21 protein-coding genes, 2 pseudogenes and 1 other annotated feature are annotated in these 25201 nt (G+C 40.9%); of the genes and pseudogenes, 10 read left to right on the top strand and 13 right to left on the bottom strand.

What is annotated here, in order from left to right; all coding sequences use genetic code 11:
- Positions 1-110: 110 nt before the first annotated feature.
- The gene (locus ACOT8F_RS13740) at positions 111-647 is read right to left on the bottom strand and encodes a GNAT family N-acetyltransferase (protein WP_421652504.1); all 537 of its coding nucleotides are present in this window, start codon (positions 645-647) and stop codon (positions 111-113) included.
- Positions 648-807: 160 nt separating this feature from the next.
- Here ACOT8F_RS13740 and ACOT8F_RS13745 point away from each other — a divergent pair, with 160 nt between their 5' ends.
- Both ACOT8F_RS13745 and ACOT8F_RS13750 read left to right on the top strand, forming a co-directional pair.
- Positions 808-1572, top strand: coding sequence for a GntR family transcriptional regulator (locus tag ACOT8F_RS13745; RefSeq protein ID WP_421652505.1), 765 nt, complete (start codon positions 808-810; stop codon positions 1570-1572).
- A gap of 31 nt (positions 1573-1603) precedes the next feature.
- Positions 1604-2950 (top strand): GntP family permease, encoded by a 1347-nt coding sequence (locus ACOT8F_RS13750; protein ID WP_421652506.1) that lies wholly within the window; start codon positions 1604-1606, stop codon positions 2948-2950.
- Between the two features lie 227 nt (positions 2951-3177).
- Here the strand turns inward: ACOT8F_RS13750 and ACOT8F_RS13755 are convergent, their stop codons facing one another.
- Entirely contained in the window at positions 3178-6948 is a 3771-nt protein-coding gene (locus tag ACOT8F_RS13755; RefSeq protein ID WP_421652507.1) for an AAA domain-containing protein, read from the bottom strand.
- 200 nt (positions 6949-7148) lie between these two features.
- Positions 7149-7364 (top strand) — a binding site (T-box leader).
- Between the two features lie 31 nt (positions 7365-7395).
- Between ACOT8F_RS13755 and ACOT8F_RS13760 the strand changes: the two genes are divergently transcribed.
- The 4 genes from ACOT8F_RS13760 (at position 7396) to ACOT8F_RS13775 (ending at position 9420) form a co-directional block, all read left to right on the top strand.
- Positions 7396-7620, top strand: a complete 225-nt coding sequence (locus ACOT8F_RS13760) for a hypothetical protein (RefSeq protein WP_421652508.1) — start codon at positions 7396-7398, stop codon at positions 7618-7620.
- Positions 7617-7775 carry a hypothetical protein gene (locus tag ACOT8F_RS13765; protein WP_421652509.1) on the top strand — a complete coding sequence of 53 codons (159 nt, stop codon included), beginning with the start codon at positions 7617-7619 and terminating at the stop codon, positions 7773-7775. The genes ACOT8F_RS13760 and ACOT8F_RS13765 overlap by 4 nt, the downstream gene beginning before the upstream one ends.
- A 102-nt stretch (positions 7776-7877) precedes the next feature.
- Positions 7878-8435, top strand: a complete 558-nt coding sequence (locus ACOT8F_RS13770) for a cysteine hydrolase family protein (protein WP_421652510.1) — start codon at positions 7878-7880, stop codon at positions 8433-8435.
- 346 nt (positions 8436-8781) lie between these two features.
- Positions 8782-9420, top strand: coding sequence for a 2OG-Fe(II) oxygenase (locus tag ACOT8F_RS13775; RefSeq protein ID WP_421652511.1), 639 nt, complete (start codon positions 8782-8784; stop codon positions 9418-9420).
- Between the two features lie 30 nt (positions 9421-9450).
- Here ACOT8F_RS13775 and ACOT8F_RS13780 read toward each other — a convergent pair whose 3' ends face one another.
- The 5 genes and pseudogenes from ACOT8F_RS13780 to ACOT8F_RS13800 all read right to left on the bottom strand — a co-directional run bounded on the left by ACOT8F_RS13780 (position 9451) and on the right by ACOT8F_RS13800 (position 14776).
- Positions 9451-10518 (bottom strand): sensor histidine kinase, encoded by a 1068-nt coding sequence (locus ACOT8F_RS13780; RefSeq protein ID WP_421652512.1) that lies wholly within the window; start codon positions 10516-10518, stop codon positions 9451-9453.
- Positions 10519-11199 (bottom strand): response regulator transcription factor, encoded by a 681-nt coding sequence (locus tag ACOT8F_RS13785; RefSeq protein WP_421652513.1) that lies wholly within the window; start codon positions 11197-11199, stop codon positions 10519-10521.
- A gap of 91 nt (positions 11200-11290) precedes the next feature.
- Entirely contained in the window at positions 11291-12106 is an 816-nt protein-coding gene (locus ACOT8F_RS13790; protein ID WP_421652514.1) for an ABC transporter permease, read from the bottom strand.
- Positions 12103-13109 (bottom strand): annotated as a pseudogene (locus ACOT8F_RS13795) (ATP-binding cassette domain-containing protein). Before ACOT8F_RS13795 ends, ACOT8F_RS13790 begins: the two are co-directional and overlap by 4 nt.
- Positions 13110-13273: 164 nt before the next feature.
- Entirely contained in the window at positions 13274-14776 is a 1503-nt protein-coding gene (locus ACOT8F_RS13800) for a malate:quinone oxidoreductase (protein ID WP_421652515.1), read from the bottom strand.
- Positions 14777-15143: 367 nt separating this feature from the next.
- Here ACOT8F_RS13800 and ACOT8F_RS13805 point away from each other — a divergent pair.
- Positions 15144-15555: pseudogene (locus tag ACOT8F_RS13805) on the top strand (DUF4188 domain-containing protein).
- A gap of 77 nt (positions 15556-15632) precedes the next feature.
- On the opposite strand, the gene ACOT8F_RS13810 reads toward ACOT8F_RS13805, so the two are convergent.
- The 4 genes from ACOT8F_RS13810 to gltC form a co-directional block, all read right to left on the bottom strand.
- The gene (locus tag ACOT8F_RS13810; protein ID WP_421652516.1) at positions 15633-16682 is read right to left on the bottom strand and encodes an LLM class flavin-dependent oxidoreductase; all 1050 of its coding nucleotides are present in this window, start codon (positions 16680-16682) and stop codon (positions 15633-15635) included.
- 331 nt (positions 16683-17013) lie between these two features.
- Entirely contained in the window at positions 17014-18156 is a 1143-nt protein-coding gene (locus ACOT8F_RS13815; protein ID WP_421652517.1) for a hypothetical protein, read from the bottom strand.
- Positions 18153-18356, bottom strand: coding sequence for a hypothetical protein (locus tag ACOT8F_RS13820; RefSeq protein WP_421652518.1), 204 nt, complete (start codon positions 18354-18356; stop codon positions 18153-18155). The genes ACOT8F_RS13815 and ACOT8F_RS13820 overlap by 4 nt, the downstream gene beginning before the upstream one ends.
- 345 nt (positions 18357-18701) lie before the next feature.
- The gene (gltC, locus tag ACOT8F_RS13825) at positions 18702-19604 is read right to left on the bottom strand and encodes a glutamate biosynthesis transcriptional regulator GltC (protein WP_421652519.1); all 903 of its coding nucleotides are present in this window, start codon (positions 19602-19604) and stop codon (positions 18702-18704) included.
- 113 nt (positions 19605-19717) lie between these two features.
- Here gltC and ACOT8F_RS13830 point away from each other — a divergent pair, with 113 nt between their 5' ends.
- On the top strand, positions 19718-20965 hold the full coding sequence (locus ACOT8F_RS13830) for a cation:dicarboxylate symporter family transporter (protein ID WP_421652520.1): 1248 nt from the start codon (positions 19718-19720) through the stop codon (positions 20963-20965).
- Between the two features lie 184 nt (positions 20966-21149).
- On the opposite strand, the gene ACOT8F_RS13835 is transcribed toward ACOT8F_RS13830, so the two are convergent.
- On the bottom strand, positions 21150-21617 hold the full coding sequence (locus ACOT8F_RS13835) for a hypothetical protein (protein WP_421652521.1): 468 nt from the start codon (positions 21615-21617) through the stop codon (positions 21150-21152).
- 120 nt (positions 21618-21737) lie between these two features.
- Positions 21738-22859 (bottom strand): hypothetical protein, encoded by a 1122-nt coding sequence (locus ACOT8F_RS13840; RefSeq protein WP_421652522.1) that lies wholly within the window; start codon positions 22857-22859, stop codon positions 21738-21740.
- A 58-nt stretch (positions 22860-22917) separates the two neighbouring features.
- Here ACOT8F_RS13840 and ACOT8F_RS13845 point away from each other — a divergent pair, with 58 nt between their 5' ends.
- Together ACOT8F_RS13845 and ACOT8F_RS13850 are read left to right on the top strand one after the other, a co-directional pair.
- A complete protein-coding gene (locus ACOT8F_RS13845) occupies positions 22918-23283 on the top strand; it encodes a hypothetical protein (RefSeq protein ID WP_421652523.1) in 366 nt (121 codons plus the stop codon).
- Positions 23284-23901: 618 nt separating this feature from the next.
- Positions 23902-25167, top strand: a complete 1266-nt coding sequence (locus ACOT8F_RS13850; protein ID WP_421652583.1) for an S-adenosylmethionine decarboxylase related protein — start codon at positions 23902-23904, stop codon at positions 25165-25167.
- Positions 25168-25201 lie beyond the last annotated feature (34 nt).

Consider the following 25201-nt stretch of genomic DNA (forward strand, 5'->3'; position numbering starts at 1 on the left):
GGACAGGTCAAGCTGCCCCAAGTAAGTTTTATATAGGTATGTATTCTGTGTGGGGGATCTTTATCCTTTAGGACTTCAGATTCTTTTTCAAATTCAAAGGGAAATGAAAATCATTTACCCGATTTTTTTCTCAGTACTGTTATAAAACCATCCAAGATCTCATGCTCCACTGCAAATCCTTTTCTTTTATAAAATTCCAATGCGTTATCGTTGCCATTTGAAACAAAAATAAAATAATCCTCTACATCTTCAAATTGTTCCAGCCATTTCATGGACATTTGGAATAGCTCAGAACCAATCCGATACTGCCTGTATTCTTCTTTAATGAAGAATTGAGATAAGCAGCCTACATTACTCCCATTAACAGATTGGAGATCAAAAAAAGTGGCAAAGTCATTTGAGTAAGTTTCTTTAGGGGAAATGTTGGAATAGACGTAACCTGCTAACTTATCATTATCTTTTACTATGACAATATAGTTATGGAGTGCACTTTTAATTGACGGAACCATGCGAGTGTCGAAATTCATCGTGTCAAACAATTCCGGTTTAATCGCTGCTTGCTTCTTTTGAAAAGCCATCAGTTCATTGCATAACTCCCTGCAGCATTCCACTTTTTCATCTGGTATGATTTCGAATGTTAAATTCATCGATTCAACTCCTTCTATTTTCCTCATTTCAATCATCATGATTAAACACTCATAAGTCAAATGGATCAAAAAAATAAATAAAAGCGCTTGCAAAATTTAAAATCCCGGTTATAATACTTGTATACAAGTATACTTGCATAATAACAAAGGGAGGGAGTTCATGGCTAAAGAGGAGTTTTTATATCCTGAAAAATGGCTTTCAAAGGCTTCAGCTGGGGAAAGAATTGCCTGCGAACTGAGAATATCCATTATTTCGGGCTTGATTGAAAGCGGTACCATTCTTTCTGAAAATAAAATCGCTGCAGACTTTTCTGTTAGCCGGTCTCCTGTTCGTGATGCCCTGAAAATCCTGGCATCAGAAAACATGGTCCAATTAAAGAGGATGGGTGCTGCTGTCACTGGTTTAACCGATAAGCATATCGAGGAAATTTATGATGTCCGGCTGATGATTGAATCCTTTGTATTCGAACGCATCGTAAAGGCAGAAACGAATGATTTAGTAAAAGGTCTCAGCAAAATATTTGAAATGATGAAAATCGCCATCAAATATGGGGATGCGGATGAATTTTCTTTTCAGGATGTCTTATTTCACGAAACGATTATTCGATCTATTAACCATTCCTATATCCTCATGATCTGGAATAACTTGAAGCCTGTTATGGAAAGCTTAATTCTTTTATCGATGCGGGTGCGTTTCAAAGAAAAATATGAGGATTTTAAAAGAGTCCTTGATAATCACGAGCTTTACATTGAAGCGATTCAATCGAAAGACAGAAACTTAATGATTCAGTCACTTCATCAAAATTTTGACGATGTGCAAGGGAAAGTTGAAGATTTGTGGATGTCTCAGCAGCTTCTGGATAAAGGCGCAGGGCAAAACACAGTTTTGAAATCGATTTCAAAGGAAAACCGGCAAATATTTTAAAATTCATTTGAACTTATAAGGAGAAATTATTATGCCATTAATCATTGTTGCAGTTGGAATTCTCGTATTGCTGCTGTTAATTATGGGCCTTAGGCTCAACACATTTGTTTCATTGATCATCGTATCTTTTGGTGTAGCTTTAGCACTTGGAGTACCGGTAGCAAACATTGTTAAAACAATTGAAACAGGTCTCGGCGGAACTCTTGGCCATTTAGCGTTAATTTTCGGACTTGGAGCTATGCTCGGCAAACTGATCGCCGATTCAGGCGGTGCACAGCGGATCGCTATGACTCTCGTTAATCGATTTGGTGAAAAGAATATTCAATGGGCTATTGTTATAGCTTCTTTTATCATCGGTGTTGCCCTATTCTTCGAAGTAGGACTCGTTCTATTGATTCCAATTGTATTTGCGATTTCCAGAGAATTAAAGATTTCCATCCTGTTCCTTGGTATTCCTATGGCAGCAGCCCTATCTGTTACACACGGCTTCCTTCCTCCGCATCCGGGACCAACTGCGATTGCTGGAGAATATGGAGCAAACCTTGGTGAAGTTCTTCTTTACGGATTCATCATTGCCATTCCCACCGTTATCATTGCAGGACCTGTATTCACTAAAATTGCGAAGAAACTAGTACCAGAATCTTTCACGAAAACCGGCAGTATTGCTTCACTTGGAGAACAAAAACATTTCAAGCTTGAAGAAACTCCAGGCTTCGGAGTCAGCGTATTAACAGCTTTGCTTCCTGTTATTTTAATGTCTATTGCGACAATTATTACTTTAATTCAAAAAACAACAGGTGCTGCGGACAATAATCTGCTTGTTGCTATCCGTTTCATCGGTGACGCATCACCAGCTATGCTGATCTCTCTATTAGTAGCTGTCTACACAATGGGAATTGCAAGAAAAATTCCAATTAACACGGTTATGGCATCTTGTACAACGGCTATCACTCAAATCGGGATGATGCTTCTGATCATCGGCGGAGGCGGCGCCTTCAAACAAGTTCTGATCGATGGCGGTGTAGGTGACTATGTAGCGAAACTTTTCCATGGCAGCGCCCTTTCACCGATCATTCTTGCTTGGCTGATCGCAGCGATCCTGCGTGTTTCTCTAGGATCTGCAACGGTTGCGGCTCTTACAACAGCAGGACTAGTAATCCCGATACTCGGACACTCTGACGTGAACCTTGCACTTGTGGTGCTTGCAACTGGAGCCGGAAGCTTGATTGCTTCACACGTAAACGATGCAGGCTTCTGGATGTTCAAAGAATATTTTGGCCTCAGCATGAAAGAAACATTTGCAACGTGGACGCTTCTTGAATCGATCATCTCTGTTTGCGGACTAGGATTTACATTGCTTTTGAGTTTGATTGTTTAAATATTGATAGAAAGGGAGAAGGAAATATAGATTTCCTTCTCCCTTTTTTCGGAATATTAATTAATCAATTTCTAAATAAAATGCTCTATTATATTTTGCCTGTTGATTTCAATACGAGGCGTACGCTTTCCACTCTAATCAGTAGCTCTCAAAAATCAATATCCTTCGTTAACTTGGTCAAATAAAAAACAAGCAGCCTTAAAAAAATCAAAGCTGCTTACCTATATTCATCCAATAACCGCTCTTACTTCTTCTTTCCTAACGATCTCCTTGATCCTTTGGTCAATGCGCTCTACTTCATTAACCGGGTTCTTCCACCAATTCCTGCTCCAAATTCGTTCAATTTTCCAGCCTCTAGATTCCAAATATCTTTGGCGATAAACATCCCGTTCTCTAGCGCTAGGGGAACTGTGGTACATAGCTCCATCACATTCAACTCCAAGAATATATCTTGAGCGATCATTTGGATGAACAACCGCCATATCAATTCGATATCCAGACATTCCCACTTGAGTGGTAACCTCATATCCTAGGTTTCTAAGTTGTTGATACACTTGCTCTTCAAATGGAGAGTCAAAATGAAGATCCTGTTGGACTACGTGGGTGTTAACAGCTTCGTTAACTTCTTGAACAACAGCTTGAACATCTTCTAACTTTCCTTCGGACACGGCTCTTGCATACTTCAAATATGACTTTAGCAACTTAGGACCGCGTTCAGAAGTGTTAGCTACATTCAAATCTTCCGGTTCAATACTTGAAACTACAATGGAACCCTCTTTTGCACGAGTAACAGCTACGTTCAAACGGTTTTCCCCGCCTTTTTGGTTAAGCGATCCAAAGCGATTGTATACTTTTCCATCTTCTGTTTTCGCATAGCCAATGGAGAAGATAATTATATCCCGTTCGTCACCTTGCACGTTCTCAATATTTTTTACAAATAACCTTTCGTCTAGATCACGGGACATGAGTTCACTGTAAAGAGTACGGAATTCATCATCTTCCGATACTTGAATGTCAATTAAATCTTGTATTTTAGATTGCTGTTTGGCGTTAAAAGTTATTATGCCAAACGTTTTATTGGAATAGTGCTGAAGTAAATATTTTAACTGCGCTACTACCTCTAGTGCTTCTACTTCGTTCGATTGATTGAGCCAATTGCCGTTCACTCGTTTCCAGATTATTGCAGGCGGCTCTTTATAAGGTGTAACATTTGGAGCTATTTGCACATAACCGTTATAGAAAGCGTGATTAGAAAAGTTGATTAACTCTTCATACTTTGAGCGGTAATGCCATTGCAGTATTTTTCCTGAAAAACGCCGTTTCGCCAGATTTAATAAACTCACTGATTCGTCAGTATCAAACTTTGCTTCTTCCTCTTCTTCCTCTTCTTCCTCATCAGCATAACCTGCTCGAAACATAGTTGAAGGCGGAAGCTGTTTTTCATCACCAGCTACAATAATTTGTTTACCGCGATAAACGGCTGGCATACCGCTTTCCACTGTCAACTGGGATGCTTCGTCAAAAATAACAATATCAAATAATCCCTCAGTTAATGGAAAAATAGAAGATACCATTTCTGGCGAAGCTAGCCATACAGGTAAAATATCAACCAGTCCTTTATCAGCAAAATCATTTACCAGTTTACGCAGCGGCCATATCATTCTTTTTTTCCCCGTCTGATGTTTTAGTTCCTTTGTTGATTTTCCTTGAAGCTTCTGTACAGAATGTACTTTATCAGTAAGCTCATGTATTAAATACTCCGCAGCAACTTGCCGTTTTTCTTCCAAAAGGGCGGCAAAAGATGCACGAATTCTTACAAACTCGTTCGTCGATATTTTTTGGACTTCTGGGTATTTTTCTTCAATTTGATCAATCCAGTGGATATAGGCTGAGTTTTTAAAAATATCTACCCATAATTTTGGAAGAGATTCTTCATTATTCAGTTCCTTATTTTGTAATAATTCAATAACACTTTTTACATTGTCACTTGACTGGTGCCAAAATGCATCCATTAATTTCAGGTCTTCAAAATCACGATGGATATACTCTAGTAACAGGTCTAACTCTTTTAATGGAATGTCTCCTTCTGCAATACGTTCCTGTAATTTTTGCACTTGCTCATCCTGTATAAATGCCGATAATGTCTTTATTTCATTGGCCATCGATTTTGTAATATTACCTAATTCATGCATAATCTTTAATGACTGTTTTACCTTTATCCACTCCGTAGAACTAGTTCCTTTAAATTTTTCACCATGCGTAATTTCTTCAATGATGGATTTTCCGGTAATTGTCGTCCACCAGAAAATTCTCAAGCCTTGCAATGTTCTCTTTTGTTGATCATCTAAATCTGGATAAATTTTATCAAGCCGATGCTGTACTTCCCATGTGTAGGCAGGAGTTATTTTTTCTATATCCAAAGCCTTAATAAAATCTACTGATTTTTTTGCTTTCTGAATTAATGCTTCTAATGTTTCGATGGCTTCTATTTTCATTTTCATATTGAACCCAGCAAAACTTTTCCGATGCCTTAATGGATACGTTTCATATCCAAACTTTTCATACCACTCACCGTACGTATATACAGCCTCTGATACGTTCCTTAAAGACTCTTTTGTTATTCGGTTAAATACACTTTCTAAGGAGATAATATGATCCGTATCAGATACTGGAGTTGATACTCCATAAAGCTCATACAACTTAAAACCATGTGACTGTGTTTCGTAAAGGGCCTTCGCAATTGTATTTAATAGCTTCTCTTGATTATCCAACCGTGATGTAACAGCAATCAGGTTTTCTACTGCTTCTGCAAATTGCACCTCATTATGTTCTAAGACAGTTGAAATTTTATGATAAAGAGCTTTTCGATCTACTTTTTCATCATGTACCAAGGCAACATGCTCAGTTAGCCCTAAACTGTGTAGCCTCTGATAGACAACATCTAGAGCTGCCCGTTTTTGACATACTACGAGTATCTTTTTCTTCCGATGAAGAGCGTCCGTAATGAGATTTACTATAACTTGTGATTTCCCTGTTCCAGGAGGGCCATGAACGACTAAACCCTTTTGAATACGGGCTTCCCTTAAAATTTCTTCCTGTGAGCCATCAGTTTGTAATAAATTTAAGATGTCCTCTTTACTGTTAGAAGCTTCAGCTTCCTCTAAACCACTTGGCAAAACGCCTGCCTCAATTGAAGGATCATCTGCAGGACTTATCATTTCACCGACCAACGAGAGAGAACTCGTTTCTGAAAGTGTGATCAATTCTTCATAATCGCGAACGATAGAAGATCCTCCTTGCGGAAAGTCTCCAATGACCGCATTTTCTAGCAATGTCAGATTTGCAATCTCTGGAAGGTCATTTGTTTTGTATTCTGTTAATTTATTTATTCCTGTTTGGGTGTAATCCGCTTTTAACTGAAGCCTTTCTAAAAAAGCTGAAGCTTGAGAAAGATCTATGGAACCAGCAATTGTTGCTGCTTCTTCAAAGATATCTTCGGAAAAATTAAGCTTATTCAGTTTTCTTAACGCTAAAAATAGAGTTCTATTTAGTTGGGGCCCTCCATCTTCTATTTGCAAGACCCATTTTTGTGAATTGGTATGGTCTTTCTCTAAGCGAATGGGAAATAAGAACAGAGGGGATTGAATAAAGGTTCCGTCGAGCAGTGTACCAGATAGGAAAGGATATCCCAGATAAAAATCACGGACACCTGTCTCATCTTCCATTGCCTTTATTTGACGGTATAGATCTGTAAGCTTTTTTGATAGACTCATGGATTTTTCATCTTCTAGTGAGGGATGGAGCAAGGTGATTTTTCCTTTTGTTTTCTGCTGTACAACTTTATTTACAATGGAGTTAGCCTCCTCCATTCCGCCAATTGTATCTAGCGAGGCAATATCAAAACTCCATTTTTGATATATCTTTAATAACCGAATGGATCGGTTTCGTTTATTTATATTATTTAGCTTATCTCTCATATGGATAAGATGCGCTTTCATTTTGGTCACTTCTTTCGTTATTACAGTTTTAAAAATATTATTTACTAAGGTAAATTATACTTCATATTATTAGCAAATAATATTGAGATTTAAGACTTCATAATTTTCTTGAAAAAGTTGTCGATTCATTGAGATTTAAAAATTTTATTCCCAAATTGACTTCTCCCTTTTTTCGGATATATTAATTACAAAATATTTTTCTAAATCCGAGGATTGGGAGAGTAGCTGTTAGCATATGTCCAAGCGAGCCGGGTTGGTGAGAGCAGGTACACCGCTGACAGCGAACCGGACCCATGAGGATAATTTCTGAACTGTGCAGTAGGAAATCACGGCAAAGACAGTTATTTGATGAAGTGGTTAAACATCTGTTTAACAACAAGAGTGGTACCGCGAATGCAATAGCCTTCGTCTCTTTTTAGAGACAGAGGCTTTTATTTTTTGAGGAGGATGGATCATGATCAGCCAATTGCGCATCGTCCGCGAGCATCTGGAAACATGAGCCAGTTCGGTATTTCGTATGATTTGCTGGTTTGGAAAAGCAATATCGTCAGGGAAGGCTTTTGGTATTCAGCGTTTCAGCTGCTGAAAGAAACGGATCAGTTTTCTCTTGAAACAGCAGGTAAGCTTGAAGGATGCTGGGTGCTTAAGCAGGATTTTGCTGAAGACTTATGAACGACAATCAGTACCGGCAGCACAACATCGTTCGGAAAGCATCGGCCGTCATTAATGTCATTGACTACCGCCAGAAGTACCCGCAAATCAAAGCATATGAAGAAAAAAGAGTCCTGCGCGTCTGGCTTGTCTCCCAATTTAAAGAAATAATCTGAGATGCCCTGACCGTTCTAGGCCTGCCTACGCCAAGCTGTTTGTAGAAACGGGATACGTGATGATATGCTTAACTTAATTAACTAACGAAGGGAAGAAAAACAATGGGCACCAATGCAGCACTCCTAGTAATGGATCTTCAAAACGGCATCGTTTCAAGATACGCAGAACAGCCAGAGATCTTGACTTCTTTCCAAAAGGCAGCCAAAGCAGCAAGAAAAGCCAATATCCCTGTCATCTTTGTCAGAGTAGCCTTTCGTGAAGGCTATCCTGAAGTTCCAGCGCAGAACAAAATGTTCTCTGCCATCAGCAAGAATGGCAGAATGACAGAAACAGAATGGGCAACCGAAATCCATGAGGCTCTTGAACGGCAGCCGAATGAACCGCTTGTCACAAAGCGGCGGGTAAGTGCCTTCAGCGGAAGCGATCTTGAGATCGTTTTGCGCGGCCTTAAAGTCAATGAACTGATCCTCACAGGCATCGCTACAAGCGGTGTTGTGCTCTCAACATTGCGGGAAGCAGCAGATAAGGATTACAGCCTTAAGATTCTCTCCGACGCCTGCCTTGACGGGGATCCCGAGGTTCACCGCGTTCTGACAGAAAAGGTTTTTCCGCGTCAGTCAGAGGTGCTGACAGTGGAGGAATGGACAGCTTCACTTTAATGTAAAGCTATGTTAAAGCATTATGTAGATTTTGCAAGCCTGTTGAATGGGGCGAAGCGACGAGGAGGCTTCCAAACCGCCCGTGGAAGGCGTACGCCTGCAGTGAAAATCAAATAACAAAGCCTAATGCAAAGGCAAATCCGCTTTCGGGCGGATTTTTTGTTTCTTTGATTTTATGAATCTAGTAAACATCTCTAAAAATAATAGAGAAAAATATTTCCTAAGGTGGTAGAATATTTTTTAAGAAATTTTTCCTGCTCACAGATTTGCTTCATGGGAAGGTATTCCAATTCCCTATAATGTAACCGTTTACTAAGAGTATTTCATTAAAAGGGGTTGATGAAAATTGGCTGTAAAAACAAAAGAACAATCGATCTTTCTTCACACGGGAAGTAAGATCAAAACCGAAGACCGAGAAATTCAAATACTCACCAAAATAGAGGAGCCGCTTATTGCTGTCTTGGGAAATGTATTAAGTGAAGAAGAGTGCGAAGAGCTTATCCGCCTATCGAAAGATCATATGAACCGCTCCAAAATTGGGTCACAGCGGGAAGTGAACGACATCCGCACGAGCAGCGGCGCCTTTCTTCCAGAAATGGAAGATGGGGTGGTGGCCCGCGTTGAAAAGCGCGTCGCTAAAATCATGGGCATTCCCTGGGAGCATGGCGAAGGGCTTCACATCTTACACTATAAGCCAGGTCAGGAATACAAAGCCCACTATGACTACTTTACATCCGCAAGATCCAACCAAAATCCAAGAATCAGCACCCTTGTCATGTATTTAAATGACGTGGAAGAAGGCGGGGAAACGTACTTTCCGCATTTAAAGCTTTCCGTTGCTCCTCAAAGAGGCATGGCGGTTTACTTTGAATATTTCTACGAGGATCCAGCCCTTAATGAAATAACTCTTCATGGCGGGGCACCCGTTGTGAAAGGCGAAAAGTGGGCGGCAACGCAGTGGGTTCGGAGGAAGCAGTACCGGTAGGTGGTAAAAAGCCTATGTAACGATGATTACTTAGGCTTTTTGATTTAAAGTTACACTAATTGCTGTTCCTCTCCCAAGCTCACTTTCAACGTGAATTTCCCCCTGATGCAAATCAACAATCTTTTTCACAATCGATAAGCCTAGCCCGCTGCCCCCTCCATTCCGATTTCGGGATGGATCAGCTTTATAGAACCGTTCAAACATGTGCATCACAGTTTCCTGATCCATGCCGATCCCAGTATCTTTAATGGTGACGATCAGCTGATCTTCTCCTTTTTTCAATGCGTTCACTGTAATGGTGCCGGATTCTGACGTGAACTTGATGCTGTTATAGATGAGATTGATCCAGACTTGGTCCATCAATTCTTCGTCCGCATAAATGATCATATGGTCAAGCGAGACATCCATCATAATATCTTTCTCTGCCCATTGAGGTTCATTGGCCAGAATAATGCGGCGAAGCTGATGATCGAGCCGGTAGTCTTTTTGTTCGAGGGTTAAATGATCCGATTCTAAAGACGTCAGCTTTAACAGGTTTTCGCTTAATTTGGCCAGCCTGATGCTTTCCGTTTCGATGATCTGCAGATAGTGCTCCCGTTCCTGCCGGGCTATATTATCGTTCTTCAGCGCATTGGCAAACCCGCTGATCGAAGTTAGAGGAGACTGGATTTCATGGGAAACGTTTGAGATAAATTCCTGTCTCATTTCTTCCATGGCACCTAGTTTATCCGCCATATGGGCAATACTCTCCACAATTTTAGAAAAAGGGTGGTCGTTGCGGCCGTTCATTTCTTTTCGATAATAAGAAAGATCAATTTTGAAGTTCCCCTCAGCCATCATTTTCATGGCCTGAATCATTGGGACAAGGTATTTATTCTGCTGATCTTCTACCCATGGAATCTTTCGGATAAAATACATGCCGAAGCCAAACATCATGAACCCCAGAAAGGAATTGATCATTTGTCTGGCAAATTCATTGAGATGAAGATGATTTGCAGCATAAACAAGGGATGTCAGCAAATAAGCAAGCATCCATAATAAAAATAAAACAATGGTAACCGCTAAAATTCCTGTTATTCGCTTGATGATTTCATGCAATCAGCTGTTCACCTCCAGGCGGTAACCGAGCCCTCGGAGGGTGGCGATTTTAAAGGGGCAATCACCTTGAGAGAACTGCTGCCGGAGCCGCTTAATGTGCACATCTATCGTGCGTTCATCCCCCTCATAATCATATCCCCAAATATCCTCGATCAGCTGCTCTCTTGAGAACGTCTGCTGCGGATGGGAAGCAAGCTTAAACAGTATTTCAAATTCCTTTAAGCGCAATGTCAGCTCCTGATCCCCGATGAATACTTTATAGGAAGCCCGGTCCATGACCACATTTCCCATTTCAATCCGATTCGATACCGCAATTTGATAACGCTTGAGCAGGGCTTTTACCCGTGCTGTAAGTTCCGCTGGGGCAAAGGGCTTTACGAGGTAATCATCCGCCCCGAGGTTAAAGCCTTTCACCTTTTGAGCCGTCTCTCCTTTAGCCGTCAACATGAGGATCGGGAGGGTGTCGGAATAGTACGTCCTGACCTCCCGGCAAAATGTCCAGCCGTCCATATTCGGCATCATGATATCTAAAATGATTAAATCAATTTTCTCGGTATCCAGGACGGATAAAGCCTCTCTGCCGTCTTCTGCCTCCGTAATCGATATCCCTTCTTTCGATAAAATAAGGGAGATCAATTCACGGATATGAGAATCATCATCTATGATTAACACTTTTGCCATGCCGCTCATTCCTTTAATTGAAATAAAGGGAACCGCAAGCATGCGATTCCAATCAAGTTACCTTTATTTTACTCTTTTTCCCGTTTAGCAACTATGTTCTTTTCATATAGTACTTGACAGTCAACGGGGCAAACACCGCTACAATAACAAGTCCGCCAATCAAAGAGATCACAATGTCCCAGCCCATCGTGCCGTCGTTTACGAGATCACGGACGGCTGTTACGAGATGCGTAATCGGGTTAATGTTCACAAACCACTGCAGCCAGCCGGGCATTGTATTGGCCGGTACAAACGCATTGGAGAGAAACGTGAGCGGAAACAGAACCAGCATGGAAATTCCCTGTACGCTTGATGCCGTCCGGGCAATTACACCGAAAAAGGCAAAGATCCAGCTGACAGCCCAGGAACAAACAATCACAAGAAGTCCGGCAAGAATCACGCAGCCAAGTCCCCCTTCAGGCCTGTAGCCCATGATATACCCCATCGTCAGTGTAAGCACCGTTGCAATCGTGTACCGGATCGTGTCAGCCATAAGAGCACCGGCAAGCGGAGCAATCCGGGCAATCGGCATCGACTTAAACCGGTCGAAAATTCCCTTATCCATATCCTCCCGCAGCTGAACGCCTGTTACAATGGAAGTTCCTATGACCGTTTGAACAAGGATTCCAGGAATAATCACGGGCAAGTAATTTTGCACATTGCCTGAAATCGCACCGCCAAAGATATACGTGAACATTAAAGTGAAAATAATCGGCTGCAGGGTGACATCAAACAATTGCTCTGGCGTTCGCCGTATTTTTAATAATCCCCGAAAAGCCATTGTGAAGGAATTTTTGACGGATTGGCTAAAGCTCGCTTTTCTTCTAAGCCGGCGTTCAGACGCCGGTACTATGGTTGGATTGCTCATACGCTTACCTCTCTTTGCTGTTCAGGCCGCAGGGCGGAATCTTCCACTGCATGTCCCGTAATGGTTAAAAACACTTCATCAAGGGTTGGTTTCTGAACGCTGAACTCAGCCAGCTTAATATTTGCTTCCCTGAGAGCAATCAAAAGGTCTGCGACATCGTCAGCATGTGCCATTGGGGCCGTAATTTTCCCGCCTTCTGCCGTAACCGCTGACTGGACGTTCAGAATCCGCTCGACAAGACTGCGGGCAGCCTGCCTATCCTTTGCATGCTCAATGTTCAAATGCAGGGAAGATGTGCCAACGGAAGCTTTCAGTTCATCGACCGTCCCCTCTGCCACAACCCGGCCGTGATCAATAACTGCAATCCGGTCAGCCAGTTCATCTGCTTCCTGTAAATATTGTGTGGTTAAAAGAACTGTTGATCCTGTCTTTACCAATCGGCGGATCGTCTCCCACATCTGATTGCGGGTTCTCGGATCGAGTCCTGTCGTCGGCTCATCCAGGAAAATCAGCGGCGGCTGAGCAATGAGGCTCGCCGCGAGATCAAGCCTGCGCCGCATTCCTCCGGAGAAATTTTTCAGCGGACGCTTTGCCGCTTCCGTCAGCCCGAATTCTTCCAGTAAGTCTTCTGCCTTCTGCTTTGCCTCTTTGCGGCCTATTCCAAGGAGCCTTGAGAAAATAATCAGATTCTCCGTCGCACTGAGGGACTCATCGACCGAAGCATACTGGCCGGTACCCCGATTAATTGCCGGATAATGTGAGGCTCCTTCATCACATCGTACCCAAAAATGCGCGCTGAACCGCCATCCGGCTTCAATAATGTGGCGAGCATTCTGATTGTGGTTGTCTTGCCAGCCCCATTAGGCCCAAGGACACCGTAAATCGATCCGGTGCTCACTTTCAGATCGACCCCATCCACTGCACGATTATCACCAAAGGTTTTAACGAGACCGTAAGCTTCTACAGCCCAATCTCCGCTTTTCTTTTGAAATTCATGACTCATTGTGATCCTCCCTTTTCTGAATAACATGGATATGCTTGATAACTAATTGAGATTATAGGAAGGATTTATGAACTGAATGTGAAATGAGGAAATTTGGGCGAAAGCGTAAGGAAAGAAAAAAAGAACCTTCAATCAGTTAAGATCAAAGGTTCTTGTCACCTTATTTAGCTAAAAACTGCTTTTTTTTCGTTCAAACCAAGCGTTTGAGCAGTGGAAGCATGAATCTCCTTGAAAAGCTCAGGATTCTCGGAAAGGGATACACCGTAGGAAGGAACCATTTCTTTAATCTTCGGCTCCCACTCATTGATGTGCTGCGGGAAGCAGCGATTCAATACCTGCAGCATCACGTGCACAGCCGTAGATGCACCAGGGGAAGCACCGAGCAAGGCAGCGATCGAGCCGTCAGATGCCGTCACAACTTCCGTTCCGAATTGAAGAGTCCCTTTTCCGCCTGCCTCTGTATCTTTAATCACCTGCACGCGCTGGCCTGCTACGACAATATCCCAATCCTCGCTCTTCGCGTTTGGAATGAATTCGCGCAATTCTTCCATGCGCTGTTCATTCGACAAGAGGACCTGCTGAATCAAATATTTCGTCAGTCCCATTTCTTTGACACCTGCCGCAAGCATGGTAAAGAGATTATTAGGCTTGACGGAACCGATCAAATCTAAATTTGAGCCTGTTTTTAAGAACTTTGGCGAAAAGCCGGCAAACGGTCCGAACAACAGGGTTTTCTTGTTGCCGATATATCTCGTATCAAGATGCGGAACAGACATTGGAGGTGCTCCAACCTTTGCTTTTCCGTAAACCTTCGCATGATGCTGCTCTGCTACTTCCGGTTTGTTGCAGACTAAAAATAGTCCGCTGACTGGGAACCCGCCGATATGCTTTGATTCGGGAATACCCGTCTTTTGCAGCAGCGGCAGACTTCCGCCTCCACCGCCGATAAAAACGAATTTGGCTGTATGGCTTTCCGTTATTCCGCTGTCCAAATTCTGTACTTTTACTTCCCATAAGCCGTCGCTTGTCCGTTTCATATCCTTTACGCTGTGCTTATAATGAAGCTGCACGTTTTTAGTTTTCAAGTGGTCAAACAGCAACCGTGTCAGCGCACCGAAGTTTACGTCTGTACCAGAATCAATTTTCGTCGCCGCAATCGGTTCGCCTGATTTGCGCCCTTCCATAATTAAAGGAATCCATTCCTTCAGCTTTGCCGGATCATCCGAATATTCCATTCCCTGGAAAAGAGGGTTCGCTAAGAGCGCTTTAAAACGATTTTGCAGAAAAGCTACATTCTTCTCGCCCATCACCATGCTCATATGCGGAATCGGCATAATAAAATCCCGAGGATGCTGAATCAGGTTCCTGTTTACTAGAAAAGACCAAAACTGTCTCGAAAGCTGAAACTGCTCATTTATGCTGATCGCTTTGCTGATATCAATTGACCCGTCCGGTTTTTCAGACGTATAGTTCAGCTCGCACAAAGCCGAATGCCCCGTACCTGCATTATTCCATTCATTCGAGCTCTCTTCACCTGACTTATCGAGCTTCTCAAACACCTTGATTTCCCACTCAGGGGCCAGTTCCTTCAATATTGTCCCCAAAGTAGCACTCATGACGCCCGCACCGATTAAGATCACTTCTGTCTTCTTCTGTATGCTGCTCATAATCTTCCTCATCCCCTATACATATATAAAAGAGTAAGCGCTCCCTTTAGACGGCAAAACAGCCTGCCATCAACAATCCCAGCAAGGAACACTTCTTTTTGTTGAATATGAACTATTTCATATTCTATTATAATGATTTATCTAGTGAAATATCTACTGTTGTCTGATAATTATAAACTAATTAAATCTATAAAAAAAGTGGGAGTTACTTCTGGAAGTGCTTATGAGGGGATAAAATTAACATTTTTCCGAAAAACGGGGTTGAGGATCATTAACACGAATTTGAGATAAATTTAATAAATTCTCTTTGGGTGATTTACCTGATCATTTCCGCCAACCAAGGTAATAGGAAGATCTTGTCGTATTTCTGATTGGGATTAGAATTAACAACCATTGGCCGTGTACAAATGGCTGCCCGTATTCAGCGCCATGCCTGCCATGATCAAGGAGCTTTATGTGAACAAAGCGACATTGGGATTCCTATCGATGGAAAGTTATTTTGGACTGAAAACAACCGTTATGATTCAATATTGGCGTTCAGCAGACCTCATGGCTTATGCAAAAAAAGAGAAGCATTTAACGGCATGGAGAGATTTCAATAAAAAAGTCGGCCGCAATAAGGCTGGCGCATTTACCATGAAACGTATCAAATTAAAAGAGGCGAGTATGAAGCTATTTACGCGAATATGCCTTCTTATGGACTAGGGAAAGCATTAAAGCCTATACCAGTTACTGCAGAAAGGGAAACGGCGCGCAAACGGCTTAGCAGCGCAAGGTAAAAGCTGATTTCTCTTGTTGATCCACGGATGACCGCAAAAAAAGTGACCATTACCTGGTCACTTTTTTTGTAAGCTGCTTATCGCATGGCTTCCCACTTCTTAACTTTCTCCCGAACAATGGGCGCCACTTCTTTCCCAAGCAGCTCTATCGCTTTCATCACATCAGCATGCGGCATGGAACCAACCGGTACATGCAGCATAAACCGTGTAATGCCGACATTTTTGCGAAGGTCAATAATCTTTCGGGCAACAGTTTCCGGATCTCCTGCATACAGGGCGCCTTCAGGACTTCGTGCCGTATCAAATGCTGCCCGGTCATAGTGTCCCCAGCCCCGCTCTCTTCCCAGCACATTCATAACTTGCTGGGTGGGCGGGAAAAATTTATCAGCCGCCGTGTCATTATCCTCTGCAATAAATCCATGGGAATGGGAGGCAACCGGCAATTTGGAAACGTCATGGCCAGCCTGTGCTGCTACCTGCTTATAAAGCTGCACAAGCGGAGCGAACTGAACCGGACGTCCTCCTATGATGGCCAGTACAAGCGGCAGCCCGAGGACCCCTGCGCGGATGACCGACTGGGTGTTTCCACCGCTACCAATCCATATAGGAAGCGGTTCCTGTACAGGACGCGGATACACACCCAAATTGGAAATCGCCGGGCGATGTTTGCCGGACCATGAGACCATCTCGGACTTTTGCAATTTCAAAAGCAAGTCCAGCTTCTCTTCAAAAAGCTCATTATAGTCTCGTAAATCATAGCCAAATAGAGGAAAAGATTCGATAAAAGAACCACGTCCTGCCATGATTTCCGCGCGTCCATTCGAGATGCCGTCAAGTGTAGCAAAATCCTGGAATACCCGTACTGGATCTGCAGAAGAAAGTACAGTGACCGCACTCGTCAGGCGGATACGCTTTGTTTGTGGAGCCGCGGCTGCCAGAACAACGGCTGGAGAAGATGCTGCGAAATCCTGACGATGATGCTCCCCTACTCCAAAGACATCCAATCCTACTTGATCGGCAAACACAATCTCCTCAACGACTTCCCGCAATCGATGGGCATGACTTATGACTTCACCCGTTTTAACGTCAGGGGTTGTTTCGACAAATGTGCTGATTCCTATTTCCACTAACAATCCCTCCTGTATTCGTGATCATTCCTAATAGGAGAGCGAATCTTATAGCCCTATTCCTATTTATATCAATTCACTTAAATATACCTCAAATTCGAGATTTATTCATTAAGAGGGGGTTTAAAAATATCTTTAAACAATGTTTCGAATATTAAGCAAGAAATTAATCAAAACAAATCCATATTTTATGTGTGAGAAGTGTTTCGCTATCTCTAGTTTTATCCTAGTTTTAAGGGGAAGTATAGAAAAAAATAGGTGATTTATACGCATATACGGTGTACCGTATTCTTTATTAGGCCAATGATTTGTTAACAAGGGGGCATACCTATCACCTTGAAATACACATCTCCCCATTTTTTTTAATCCATACTCGCTGATGTGCATCCGAATATTTGAATCTCCACATTTGTCTGTACCATTGCATTTCTTCTGCCTGCACAGGCAATCCGATTTTTACGCGATTAAAGCCCGTACCCATTTGAATGTTCTGATAAGATGATTGGCTGGCCCAATGGAATAATAGATGAAGGATATCTTCCGGTTTTCTGCAATCCGCTAGTTCGATGTTATCTAAAACCAGAGATGTCCGGTCTTCAGTAAGCCAGATCCATGATTGCCCCAATACTTTAGACCCTCTCTCAAACACTAGAAATCCACTGTCAGGGTTAATCAGTCCTTCGATCATGCATGCTTCGCCCATATCGTCCAAACGTTGGCAGCAAACGGTCAATATACCCAGCATTATTTGCAGCTCATCGTTTGCGTCTAAGATCCGAACTTGTTCGTCTTTGTCTTTATATGGAGTGTCTTGTATTCTGCATACAAATGGCTGATTAAATATGCCGGGATATTTTTGCTTAGCCAGTTCCCATTCGATAGCAAATCTCTGATTGATGATAAAAGCTTTCATTACAACCAATGGCTCTTTTCTGGGGAAGCTAGGATGATCCCATAGCCTTGATACCTCATGAATAGTTAGGTTAGCCGTCTTGCCGACATGACTTATAATCCATTGCTTCAGGGTGTCATCTTGATAGGGAATCCGAGGAAGCCCTCCAACAAAATTATAAATATCTTTATCGTGCTTTCTTAATTTTTCCATCACATCGTAGACTTGATTGCCGAATGCCAGGCTAATGTATACTTGGGATTCAATATCCAATTCATCTATTGCCAAAGCATATTTCATGCTTTTTATGTTAAAATTTGAAACGACAAGATCAACATTCAATGCTTCTGTTGCTGATATAATTATTGGAAAAACATTGGGGATTCTATTAAAACGATTAATAAATTCCGTATATAAGGTCTTCACTTTATACATAGTCTCAAAGTCGGATATTTTGGCGATATCCATTTTATTCTCTTTTACCAATTTGTCCAATATTTTGAGGAGTTCAAAAGGAACGTTATGATTAAATACAGATTGGAGAACGTACCAGTCATTTCCTAACGCTTTTTTGTTCCTCATAAATGAAAACTCCCTTGCATTATTGCTATATTGGCAGAATACGGGAGATCCCTTTCAATGAAATGCAGCATACTTTGATTCATTAACGAGTGCAGGGGGTCAAGTGGATCCATTATTAATTTATTTAGCAAAAACAGCACTGCTCTAGCTGCTGCACCTGCACTGCCCAAAATAGAAATTTCCACTCCTTGATGCGTCATATCATCATCTCTTTACGCAAAAAATTTAGATTATTTTTATCTTATGTGCGTTATTTTTGACTGCGACGACGCTTGTCTATTAGCAAGGAATTTCAGGGTTTTTAGGTTTATACAGGGATATAATTATTTCCAGCCTTTCTGATCAGCCTCTAAGAAGAACGAAGACGATGTCCAAAAGACAAAAAATAGACGACCTCAATTAAGAAAGTCATCTAGAAGTTAATAAAATATCTGATCTCAGGGGTTTTAAAAAAATAAAAAATAGGACAGGATTAACACACCTGTCCCATTTTTGGATTTGTAAATAATCTGCCCAAATAAGAATATTTCGGGTAGTTACAACACTTATGTCCAAAAATTAATATTCCTAAAGTAATCCAGCACAAATTCATAAAACAGCTTTTCTGAAGGAGAAAGCTGGCGATTTTTTGGGATAATGACTCCTACTGTTCTTTTCACATCTGGAAGACGGATATTTAATTTTACTGTTCCGCTAGGCATATTCTCAAAGAGTGTTGTCTCAGGGAGAAGAGTAACACCTATCCCTGCTGAAACTAATCCTTTTATCGCATCCAAATCTTCACCTTCAAAAGGAACAAATGGCCGGAAGCCAGCCTGGTGGCAGGCATCTACGACTATTTTGCGAAGAACAAAGTCTTCTGGAAATAATACAAAAGAATCCTGCTCTAATTGGTATAACGATAAACTGCCTTTTGCTGCCAGTGAGTGAGTTTCAGGTAAGAGAGCGACAAAATGCTCTGAAAAAAGGATATCGGCATGTAAATCTGGATCACTATGCGGAACAGGACCGATAAACGCTAAATCAATCTCCCGATTCTTGATTCCCTCAGTTAGAAATTTATAGGATCCTTGCCGCAAATGAAACCTTACCTCGGGATGCTCTTTTTTAAAAGCTGAAATGATGGTTGGCAGGGTGCTGCTAGCTATACTGGAGGGAAACCCTATTCGGATCGTCCCGCGTTCCGGGTCCAAGTATTCTTCGATTAGCTGTGTAGCATTGTCAATCGCCTTTAGAGCAATCATAGACTGGTCTGCGAACAATTTTCCGATCAAAGTTAATTTTACATTCCGTCCTTCTCTCTCAAACAACTCTACACCTAATTCTTTTTCTAAAAGTCCAATCTGGCGGCTTAAAGCAGACTGGGCAACGTGCAAGGTTTCTGCAGCCTTAGAAAAATGCTCGACCCCCGCGACCTCTATAAAGTATTTTAACTGTCTTAGCTCCATAAAACCTTCCTATCTAATATTAAGATCATTCTTATCTATATTATATATTGTTAATATAGATAAAGAAATACTAGAATAACTTCATAGAGATTAAATATGAGGAGTAATTAAAGATGAAAAAAATTGGGTTAGCATGGCAAATTTTTATAGGATTGGTTCTAGGTATTGCGGTCGGCGGGATTTTTTACGGAAATCCCCATGTTGCTGAGTACCTGCAGCCGATTGGGAATATATTCATCCACTTAATCAAAATGATTGTGATTCCAATTGTTATTTCCAGTTTGATTATTGGCGTTGCTGGTGTAGGGGATATGAAGTCATTAGGGAAACTTGGCGGGAAAACCATTCTTTACTTTGAAATTATTACGACGATTGCCATCGTGGTCGGGCTTTTGGCCGCAAACCTATTCCATCCAGGAACAGGTGTCGATCGTTCACATCTTACCAAATCCGATATTAATGCGTATGTCACAACCGCGAAAACAACGGAGTCGCATTCGATGATCGACACTTTTGTGAATATCGTTCCTGTCAATATCTTTCAATCCTTAGCGAATGGGGACATGCTTGCTATCATATTCTTCTCGGTTATATTTGGCTTAGGGGTAGCTGCAATTGGTGAAAAAGGAACACCGGTTCTCCAGTTCTTCAAGGGTACAGCTGAAGCCATGTTTCACGTAACGAACCAAATTATGAAGGTTGCACCACTTGGGGTATTTGCTTTAATTGGCGTGACCGTATCCACATTCGGTTTATCTTCTTTAATTCCGCTGGGAAAACTAGTTCTGGTTGTATATGGATCGATGATTTTCTTTATTATTGTCGTATTGGGCCTGACGGCGAAAATAGCCGGATATAATATTTTTAAACTCTTAGAGTATTTAAAAGACGAATTATTATTAGGCTATTCAACAGCTAGCTCCGAAACCGTTCTTCCAAAAATCATGGAAAAAATGGAGAAGTTAGGCTGTCCAAAGTCCATCACCTCCTTTGTGATTCCAACTGGTTATTCCTTTAACCTTGATGGATCTACACTTTATCAAGCGATTGCTGCCTTGTTTATCGCCCAAATGTACGGAATTCATATGAGTATCAGTCACCAAATCACCTTGGTTCTCGTATTAATGCTCACCTCCAAAGGAATTGCAGGAGTTCCTGGTGTTTCGTTTGTTGTTCTTCTGGCGACTCTTGGAAGTGCAGGGATACCTGTTGAAGGACTTGCCTTTATTGCAGGAATTGACCGGATCCTTGATATGGCAAGAACAGCTGTCAATATTGTCGGTAACTCACTGGCAGCCCTTGTCATAACAAAATGGGAGAATAATAAACTAGAGGAAAAAATAGAACAAAAAATAGCTTAAAAAAGAAAAGGTGCCAATCTCGTGTTATTTGAGACTGCACCTTTTTTGTTTTGATCTGTTCTAAAGATTATTACGCGGGGGAATTAAAAATAAAATCAGCCTTGAAACTGACTTGAAGAGAAAAAATAAAAAAGAGCAAGGAATGTCATTAGCAGATGAATTCCCTTGCTCCTTTTTTAAATGGTTATGAACGTCTTTTATGATAGCCTAAATCAATCAAATATTGAAAACCATATAGAAGCAATGCCCTTATAAAATCAATAACTAAGTACTGAAATTTTTTTAATTTTTTCAAGGAAAAGATTCTGTAACGTTCAACAAATTTGATCCCGCCAAAATAAATGAAACAAATTTGAAGAAGGACATTTGAAATCATGTACAGCGGAAATTTCCCATATGTATGCTTTAACATCCAAAGACTTGTAACAAAATAAGGGCCAAAATTGAAATAATTCATACTCTCTAAAGGAGTGCTTCCTTTATAAAATTTCCACCATTTCTTCTTTTCGCCAAACAAATCGATTGCCTTTATGAAGGTACAGATAAAAATGCCTGCTGGCAGGTATCGTTTCAATGCAGTACGGCCTAATAAGGGTACGCTCAGCCAAGGCAGGATAAGCAATAATAGATAAAACAGTTTTGAGTTTTTCATTCGGACCACTCCTCAAACTTTAGAGTATGTATTTTTCTAACAATTACTCCAAAAAAAAGGAGGGCTTAAAATTTTTCAAGTACAGCTTTAACGCTTCTTTTCATTATGTATTATTATACACTATTGATAATTTATAAAAGCTGGCGCCGGGTCTAGTGCCAAAACATCTTTAGGCGTCATTAAAGGCTGGTCATTCTTAAAGAACAGCTTGAACCCGCCGTATTGAATCGGCTCCTTTTGCACAAGCTGAAGATACCCTGATGTTTTTAATGGAGGAACACCGAATCCATCGTTGTTCAGCACAACTTCCACGTTTTTGGCTGGATGAATGGCGCTTTTATTCGAGATAATTTTCCCTGCAAATTGATGGACCACAACAAATTTGTCCGGAAGTCTGTTCTCCTTTGTTAAATTTGACACATAGTCGATCGCTTCCTGAACATTCCGGCCATCTACATGCCCAAGGTTCACCCCCGGAACCTGCCCTTCCTTTACATGGAACTCAGTATCAATTGCTAAGTGCACATACGGGAGCTTCAAATATTTTTCCAGTGATTTTACTTGATTCATGATCGAGTCGCGGCCTAATTGAACATCCAAAATAATTAATCCATGATTGTCTTTTGCCAGTTTGGCATACTCATCGATGTCCGCGGCTGGGGTAGGGTGGACATAAAGGCCCTTTTCTCCCGGATTCCGCTGGGCAATTGTTGTAATCAATTCAATGGCAGGGATGGCAGGCCTTTTCGGATCTAATTCAGAATAAGCCCGCGTTTGTTCTTTCAATTTTTTCATCAAAGCTTGAGGGCTGTGCTCTCCTAAAATCCCCATATGAGTCGAATTCGGATTTCCATAGTAGGCAACAATCCGGTGTTTCTGAAGCGGTCCCTCGGTCTCATCCGCCACACCTTTTTGCAAGGTCTGTCCTAAAGGAACACTTCTTTCCCTTTTATCTCCATTCGCCTCTGAAATGGGTATTCTCGCTAACTCATCCTTCGTATACTTCGTTTCAAACGGCCGCGCTTTTTCGGAAGGTTCGATCGCCTGATAGGTTGGTTTAAGGGCGAATCTCGGAGATTTTGCTAACTCTTTCGTGTCATAAGGCTTCTCATTAATCGCTGACTGGGACTTCTCATTTTGCCCGGGCACTTGCTTCTCTGTAATGGCTGCTTGCGAACAGCCAGTTAGCAGCAAATACGGTAAGGCGATGGAGCAAACTCCTGCCCTTATTCTTTTTTTCATATTATCCCGCCTAGTTTTAGAGTAGACTTTGATTCTATCATTCTATTAAGAATTTTACATGAATGGATCAGCTGAAAAATCCAAGATGGGAATATCGATATCCAGTGAAAGCCACAAGAATTTGCAAACAAAAAAAAGGATCTGGAGATCTATTCCCCATGCCCATTTTATCTTAAACTTAAGTTTTCAGAATTGCTGTGGATTGGTAGGATTTGTATCGGAAATTCTTGCAGTTGATGAAGAAGTAATTGCTCGTCGCTTTCAAACCATGTTGACAAATCAAGGGGATGAAGAGCTTAAATTCGATGATGTAACAAAAATTATTGGTTGTTGGAATGGGCTAGTTAAACGTGAGAGTAATTCTAACGTGATATCAGCTAACCCTATGAAACGTGCCATCGCTTTTTGCTGGAACGATTCGTGAGTCGAAATTAATTAAAGAAAAGTTCACTGAAGTCGTAAATATGTATATCAATGAAACAGGAGACCATACTTCGAAAATTTATCGCTCAAATGGACTCTCTCATTTTTTTAACTTCGTATAATCAACGTTTCTGTTCAAACAGTGGACTTGGTGACCAGCTTACACCGTTTGGATTGTAGATGTAGATTTGAAATAAAGTCACGATGTGTTTTAAAAAGTATTGAATAGTATTTGAAACAGAAACTGTTAAATGAGCACTCAGCAGCATATAGTTTTTATCAAACTTTTTTCAATTAGAATAAAAACCGCCTGCTTTGTATGAAGTAGGCGGTTTCTTTACGTATATACAATAATTCCAGATTCTTTTAAAAAAACGTGTTTCTTATTGGGAGAAGAGTTTACCGTTATTTATGATAAGGTTCACCGTACCAATTATACTAGCGCTTTTTATCTGCGTGATATCTATTTGAGGTTTTCTTGGATATTCCTAAACTAAAAAATATTACTCTATAAAATCTGCTCCATCATCATATCCTTCAACAGTGTTTGTAGTAGTACAAGCAAACCCTTTTAATTATTCATAAATTATTATAAATACTTTTTAGGGGGAGGGTTATGATGGACCAACTAAAGCCATATACCATCACTATTCTTGGAAGTGGCGGGAGTGTTGCTAAGGCAATATTATCTATCTTTAACCAATCTTTCATAGATAAAAATGATCCAATACATCAAATCCTTATTAATACAAAGCTTTATTTAATAGACATTAAACAAAAAAACATGGAGTATTATACCAAGTTATTCCCAAATTTAAAAGATAAACTAAATCTTTTACAATTTGACCTTAGTGAAGTGAACAAATTTAAAAAACATCTAAAAACAACAAATACAAGAATAGTTATAGATGTGTCCTGGGCTGACACAATCCAAATGTTAGAATGTTGTAATAACCTAGGGGTCTATTATGTAAATTCGGCTTTAGAGAACACCATGGTTGATAACGATGAAAGCTTATATGGGTTTCCGCTAACAGAACGATTTCAAAGGTTCGAAGAGAAAAAAGAAACCTTTACCAATACGAAAGCAATTATAGGTACAGGTATGAATCCTGGTGTCGTACAATGGATGGCTATTAAACTTATGAAAGATAACCCAAATGATAAGCCTTTGGCTTGTTATATTATTGAACATGACAATTCCTTTTATAAAAATAAAAAACTAATTGAACCAAAGACAATTTATACTTCATGGTCCGTAGAGTGCTTTCTTGATGAAGCAATTTTAAGTTACCCTATGTTTGTCAGACATCACTTACCACTCTACTTGTATGAAGAAGTCTATGCAATGGAGTATAAAGTAAAATTGGGGAATAAGGAGTTTTATGGTTGTCTAATGCCTCATGAAGAAGTCCTAACATTAGGGAATTTATATGATATGGAATTAGGATTTATTTATCGAGTTAATGAGTATACAACCGAATTAATCCGGAATAATTTGGATAACGCAGACGATCTTTGGAATTGGAATCAGCGATTGATTGATCCGGAACTAGGTGAAATTGAAGGTGAAGACCTAGTTGGTGTGCTTTTGGTTTACGAGGATATGGAAAAGTTTATGTATAACGTGATGAAAAGCAGTAAAATTTATCCAAAATTCAAAACAAATGCAACATACTTCCAAGTTGCTTGCGGCGTTTATGCAGGCTTTGCAAGCTTACTCCTGGATGATCTTCCTTTAGGAATCTATTACGTTGATGAGCTTTTGCTCAACACCGATAGCAAGTATGGAGAATACCTAACCACCAATATGACTGACTTTGTTAAAGGGGAAAATAATGACTCCGATGGATTGTTGCATCAAAGACTGAAATGGATTGAATAGCTATGGACTTCCCTCATTTATATACAAAATCTAT

It is taken from the genome of Chryseobacillus diguaensis (genome assembly GCF_049220665.1).
Lineage (GTDB): Bacteria > Bacillota > Bacilli > Bacillales > Bacillaceae > Metabacillus_B.

What these genes read in the sequence shown, in the direction of transcription:
- ACOT8F_RS13740 (WP_421652504.1), bottom strand. Translation starts at nt 647, where the DNA reads ATGAATTTAACATTCGAAATCATACCAGATGAAAAAGTGGAATGCTGC.
- ACOT8F_RS13745 (WP_421652505.1), top strand. Translation starts at nt 808, where the DNA reads ATGGCTAAAGAGGAGTTTTTATATCCTGAAAAATGGCTTTCAAAGGCT.
- ACOT8F_RS13750 (WP_421652506.1), top strand. Translation starts at nt 1,604, where the DNA reads ATGCCATTAATCATTGTTGCAGTTGGAATTCTCGTATTGCTGCTGTTA.
- ACOT8F_RS13755 (WP_421652507.1), bottom strand. Translation starts at nt 6,948, where the DNA reads ATGAAAGCGCATCTTATCCATATGAGAGATAAGCTAAATAATATAAAT.
- ACOT8F_RS13760 (WP_421652508.1), top strand. Translation starts at nt 7,396, where the DNA reads ATGGATCATGATCAGCCAATTGCGCATCGTCCGCGAGCATCTGGAAAC.
- ACOT8F_RS13765 (WP_421652509.1), top strand. Translation starts at nt 7,617, where the DNA reads ATGAACGACAATCAGTACCGGCAGCACAACATCGTTCGGAAAGCATCG.
- ACOT8F_RS13770 (WP_421652510.1), top strand. Translation starts at nt 7,878, where the DNA reads ATGGGCACCAATGCAGCACTCCTAGTAATGGATCTTCAAAACGGCATC.
- ACOT8F_RS13785 (WP_421652513.1), bottom strand. Translation starts at nt 11,199, where the DNA reads ATGGCAAAAGTGTTAATCATAGATGATGATTCTCATATCCGTGAATTG.
- ACOT8F_RS13790 (WP_421652514.1), bottom strand. Translation starts at nt 12,106, where the DNA reads ATGAGCAATCCAACCATAGTACCGGCGTCTGAACGCCGGCTTAGAAGA.
- ACOT8F_RS13800 (WP_421652515.1), bottom strand. Translation starts at nt 14,776, where the DNA reads ATGAGCAGCATACAGAAGAAGACAGAAGTGATCTTAATCGGTGCGGGC.
- ACOT8F_RS13815 (WP_421652517.1), bottom strand. Translation starts at nt 18,156, where the DNA reads ATGAGGAACAAAAAAGCGTTAGGAAATGACTGGTACGTTCTCCAATCT.
- ACOT8F_RS13820 (WP_421652518.1), bottom strand. Translation starts at nt 18,356, where the DNA reads ATGACGCATCAAGGAGTGGAAATTTCTATTTTGGGCAGTGCAGGTGCA.
- gltC (WP_421652519.1), bottom strand. Translation starts at nt 19,604, where the DNA reads ATGGAGCTAAGACAGTTAAAATACTTTATAGAGGTCGCGGGGGTCGAG.
- ACOT8F_RS13830 (WP_421652520.1), top strand. Translation starts at nt 19,718, where the DNA reads ATGAAAAAAATTGGGTTAGCATGGCAAATTTTTATAGGATTGGTTCTA.
- ACOT8F_RS13835 (WP_421652521.1), bottom strand. Translation starts at nt 21,617, where the DNA reads ATGAAAAACTCAAAACTGTTTTATCTATTATTGCTTATCCTGCCTTGG.
- ACOT8F_RS13840 (WP_421652522.1), bottom strand. Translation starts at nt 22,859, where the DNA reads ATGAAAAAAAGAATAAGGGCAGGAGTTTGCTCCATCGCCTTACCGTAT.
- ACOT8F_RS13845 (WP_421652523.1), top strand. Translation starts at nt 22,918, where the DNA reads ATGAATGGATCAGCTGAAAAATCCAAGATGGGAATATCGATATCCAGT.
- ACOT8F_RS13850 (WP_421652583.1), top strand. Translation starts at nt 23,902, where the DNA reads ATGGACCAACTAAAGCCATATACCATCACTATTCTTGGAAGTGGCGGG.